The sequence below is a fragment of the Mycobacterium sp. genome (genome assembly GCF_019243155.1).
Lineage (GTDB): Bacteria > Actinomycetota > Actinomycetes > Mycobacteriales > Mycobacteriaceae > Mycobacterium.
On record NZ_JAFAUS010000373.1, the window covers coordinates 1 to 3,776 of the forward strand.

General features: G+C 67.6%; 6 protein-coding genes. 5 read left to right on the plus strand and 1 reads right to left on the minus strand.

What is annotated here, in order from left to right; genetic code table 11:
* A partial coding sequence (locus tag JOZ00_RS19135) for a putative dsRNA-binding protein (RefSeq protein ID WP_293346395.1) occupies positions 1 to 140 on the plus strand: 140 nt, incomplete at its 5' end.
* Between the two features lie 60 nt (positions 141 to 200).
* The gene (mutM, locus tag JOZ00_RS19140) at positions 201 to 1,067 is read left to right on the plus strand and encodes a DNA-formamidopyrimidine glycosylase (RefSeq protein ID WP_293346390.1); all 867 of its coding nucleotides are present in this window, start codon (positions 201 to 203) and stop codon (positions 1,065 to 1,067) included.
* A 3-nt stretch (positions 1,068 to 1,070) separates the two neighbouring features.
* On the opposite strand, the gene JOZ00_RS19145 is transcribed toward mutM, so the two are convergent.
* Positions 1,071 to 1,847: a PIG-L family deacetylase gene (locus tag JOZ00_RS19145; protein ID WP_366022367.1), complete on the minus strand. Its 777-nt coding sequence runs from the start codon at positions 1,845 to 1,847 to the stop codon at positions 1,071 to 1,073.
* Positions 1,848 to 1,881: 34 nt separating this feature from the next.
* On the opposite strand from JOZ00_RS19145, the gene JOZ00_RS19150 reads away from it, so the two are divergent.
* The 3 genes from JOZ00_RS19150 to JOZ00_RS19160 all read left to right on the plus strand — a co-directional run.
* Positions 1,882 to 2,307 (plus strand): OsmC family protein, encoded by a 426-nt coding sequence (locus JOZ00_RS19150; RefSeq protein ID WP_293346392.1) that lies wholly within the window; start codon positions 1,882 to 1,884, stop codon positions 2,305 to 2,307.
* Positions 2,282 to 2,587: an acylphosphatase gene (locus tag JOZ00_RS19155; RefSeq protein WP_293346393.1), complete on the plus strand. Its 306-nt coding sequence runs from the start codon at positions 2,282 to 2,284 to the stop codon at positions 2,585 to 2,587. Before JOZ00_RS19150 ends, JOZ00_RS19155 begins: the two co-directional genes overlap by 26 nt.
* A gap of 133 nt (positions 2,588 to 2,720) precedes the next feature.
* Positions 2,721 to 3,776: AAA family ATPase (locus JOZ00_RS19160; RefSeq protein WP_293346394.1), on the plus strand; the 1,056-nt coding region annotated here is incomplete at its 3' end.

Consider the following 3,776-nt stretch of genomic DNA (forward strand, 5'->3'; position numbering starts at 1 on the left):
TCACCGCGGTCGTCGTCGTGATGGACACCGAATACGGGTCTGGTGTTGGCCGCTCGAAGAAGGAAGCGGAGCAGAAGGCCGCGGCGGCGACGTGGAAGGCGCTGGAAGTGCTTGACACCGCGGGGAAAACGTCGGCTTAGGCGGCGATGATGGTGATGACCCGCTGCGCCCGGCTTCGCCTCGCTTGCGATCATCACTAGATGCCCGAACTGCCCGAAGTCGAGGTGGTACGCCGCGGCTTGCAAGACCGTGTTGCGGGAAAGACCATCACCGCCGTCCGCGTTCATCACCCGCGCGCGGTGCGCCGCCATGAGGCGGGGCCCGCCGACCTCACCGCGCAGCTGCTCGGCGCGCGGATCATCGGCACCGATCGGCGCGGAAAGTACTTGTGGCTCTTGCTCGATACCGAGCCGGGCTCTGAGCCGGACTCGGCATTGGTGGTTCACCTCGGGATGAGCGGCCAGATGCTGCTGGGGACGGTGCCCCGCGCCGAGCACGTCCGGATCTCCGCGTTGCTCGACGAGGGCACGGTGCTGAGCTTCGTCGACCAGCGCACGTTCGGCGGGTGGATGCTCGCCGACCTGGTAACCGTCGATGGCAGCGTCGTCCCCGTCCCCGTCGCGCACATCGCACGCGATCCGCTGGATCCCCGCTTCGATCCCGACGCGGTGGTAGAAGTGTTGCGGCACAAGCATTCTGAGATCAAGCGACAGCTTCTCGATCAGCAGCTGGTCTCGGGCATCGGCAACATCTACGCCGACGAGGCGCTGTGGCGGGCCAAGGTCAACGGCGCGCGCATCGCCTCGACGTTGAGCCGTCCCAAACTGCGGGCCGTACTGGACGCGGCTGCCGACGTGATGCGCGACGCCCTCGCCGAAGGTGGGACGTCGTTCGATTCCCTGTACATCAACGTCAACGGCGAATCCGGATACTTCGACCGTTCGCTGGACGCCTACGGCCGCGAGGGCCAGAACTGCCACCGCTGCGGCGCGATTATTCGCCGCGAGAAGTTTATGAATCGTTCGTCGTTCTACTGCCCGAAATGTCAGCCACGGCCGCGGGTGTGAGTGTCAGTCGAAGATGTCGCGGCGCAGGTGTCCCGCGGGTGTGGCCGGGTCCACGAACCACTCGTGGCTGAACAGCAGGCCGAAGACCTGAGGCGGTAACCAATGCAGGACGGCGAACCAGCGCGCCGACTGGGCGTCGTTGCCGATCTGAGAGCGGTGGGCGGCCAACGCATCTCGCTTCTGACGGGCGAAGCCGAAGACGTTGATCCGATGCGTGATCGTCGATTTGGGGGCATACGCGGTGCGGACGATGTCGCGGCCATACGGTGCCGGTAGCCGCAGCAGGTGGGCGAGATCGGCGATCCGGCGCAGCAATTCGCGCGGCATCGTCACCTCGAGAACCCGTGGGGTGGCCGCGAGTTCGGCCGCGCGCTTGCCCACATGATGAACCTGGACATGATCCCGGTGGCCGTAGCCGCCGTTTCGCTGATAGCTGAGCAGCATGTCCGCGCCCTCTTCGCGCAGTATCACCGCGAGCCACTGGGCGGCCTCATCGACGTCCGCGCGCCCGAACCGGACCCGTCCGGGTGGGTCCGGGTAGAACTCCGGACCGTAGCCGCTGTCGGCGTAGCCGAGGCATTCGACTCGATGCGCCCCAAGAATGCCTGTGCTGGAACGTAATTCATCCATCCGGTAATGGCCGTCGTCGTTGTGCACGCGACCGTCGGTCGCCGTGACGACCACCACGCGGTGCCCGGCCGCCGCGGCGCGGGCGAGTGTGCCGCCGGTGAGAATCACCTCGTCGTCGGGATGCGCATGGAACGCGACGACGGTGGCCATGAAACGAAGTATGCCCAACCGGTAGAAATAGGGCATGACCGAATTGTGGGTCGAACGCACCGGAACCCGCCGCTATACCGGGCACAGCTCTCGCGGAGCCCAGGTACTCATCGGCTCCGAGGACGTCGACGGCGTGTTCACGCCTGGCGAGCTGCTCAAAATCGCGCTGGCCGCGTGTAGCGGGTTGTCCAGCGATCAGCCCCTGGCCCGCCGGCTCGGCGACGACTACGACGCGGTGATCAAGGTGTCCGGCGCCGCGGACCGCAGCCACGAGCGCTATCCGCTGCTCGAGGAGACCCTCGAGCTCGACCTGTCCTCGCTGTCCGCGGAAGAGAAGGAACGGCTGCTGGTCATCGTCAATCGGGCCATCGAGCTGGTGTGCACGGTCGGGCGCACGCTCGAGTCCGGCACACAGGTCAACTTCGAGGTCGCCGATGTCGGATCCCACGTCGCAACCTGACGTCCGGCTCACCGCCTGGGTGCACGGCATGGTCCAGGGGGTCGGTTTCCGCTGGTGGACGCGCTCGCGGGCCCTCGAGCTGGGACTTACCGGCTACGCCGCGAACCAGCCCGACGGCCGCGTTCTGGTCGTCGCCCAGGGGCCACGGGAAGCCGGTGAGAGGCTGCTGCACCTGCTGGAGGGCGGCGACTGGTACCCGTCGCGGCCGGGCCACGTCGACAAGGTGGACGCCGAATGGTCGCAGCCGGAAGAGCGATTCGTGGGTTTCGTCGAGCGCTGACCGGGTCCCCGCTCGTGACTGAAGTGGCCACTGTGACCAGTGCGTCGAGCGGTGAACAACAGGCAAATTTCGGGCGAGTCGACACCCCGCGCTGAGGCTGACGCGGCCGATTCGAGCGGTAGTCTGGCTCGCCGTGTACCTCAAGAGTCTGACGCTGAAGGGCTTCAAGTCCTTCGCTTCGCCGACGACTCTGCGCTTCGAGCCGGGCATCACCGCGGTCGTCGGGCCCAACGGATCGGGCAAGTCCAACGTCGTCGACGCCCTGGCCTGGGTCATGGGAGAGCAGGGCGCGAAAACCCTGCGCGGCGGCAAGATGGAAGACGTCATCTTCGCCGGCACCTCGTCGCGCGCGCCGCTGGGCCGGGCCGAAGTCACCGTCACCATCGACAACTCCGACAACGCGCTGCCGATCGAATACTCCGAGGTGTCGATCACCCGGCGGATGTTCCGCGACGGCGCCAGCGAATACGAAATCAACGGCAGCAGTTGCCGTTTGATGGACGTGCAAGAGCTGCTCAGCGACTCCGGAATCGGCCGCGAGATGCACGTCATCGTGGGGCAGGGCAAGCTCGACGAGATCCTGCAGTCGCGGCCCGAGGATCGTCGCGCCTTCATCGAAGAGGCCGCCGGCGTCCTCAAGCACCGCAAGCGCAAGGAAAAGGCTCTCCGCAAACTCGACGCGATGTCGGCGAACCTGGCCCGGCTCACCGACCTGACCACCGAGCTGCGCCGCCAGCTCAAACCGTTGGGCCGTCAGGCCGAGGTGGCCCGTCGCGCGCAGACCATCCAGGCGGACCTGCGCGACGCGCGGCTGCGGCTGGCCGCCGACGACCTGGTGAACCGCCAGGGGGAGCGCAACGCCATCTTCGAGGCCGAGGCCGCCATGCGCCGCGAGCACGACGAGGCCGCGGCCCGGCTGGCCGTGGCGTCCGAGGAGCTGACCGCGCACGAGACCGCGCTGGCCGAGCTGTCGGTGCGCGCCGAGTCGGTCCAACAGACCTGGTTCGGGCCGTCGGCGCTGGCCGAACGGGTGGCCGCCACGGTCCGCATCGCCAACGAGCGCGCGCAGTATCTCGACGTCGAGCCGGCACGACCCAGCGACACCGACCCGGACGCGCTGGAGGCCGAGGCCGAGCGGGTGGCGGTCGCCGAGCAGCAACTGCTGGCAGAACTCGCCGAGGCCCGCACG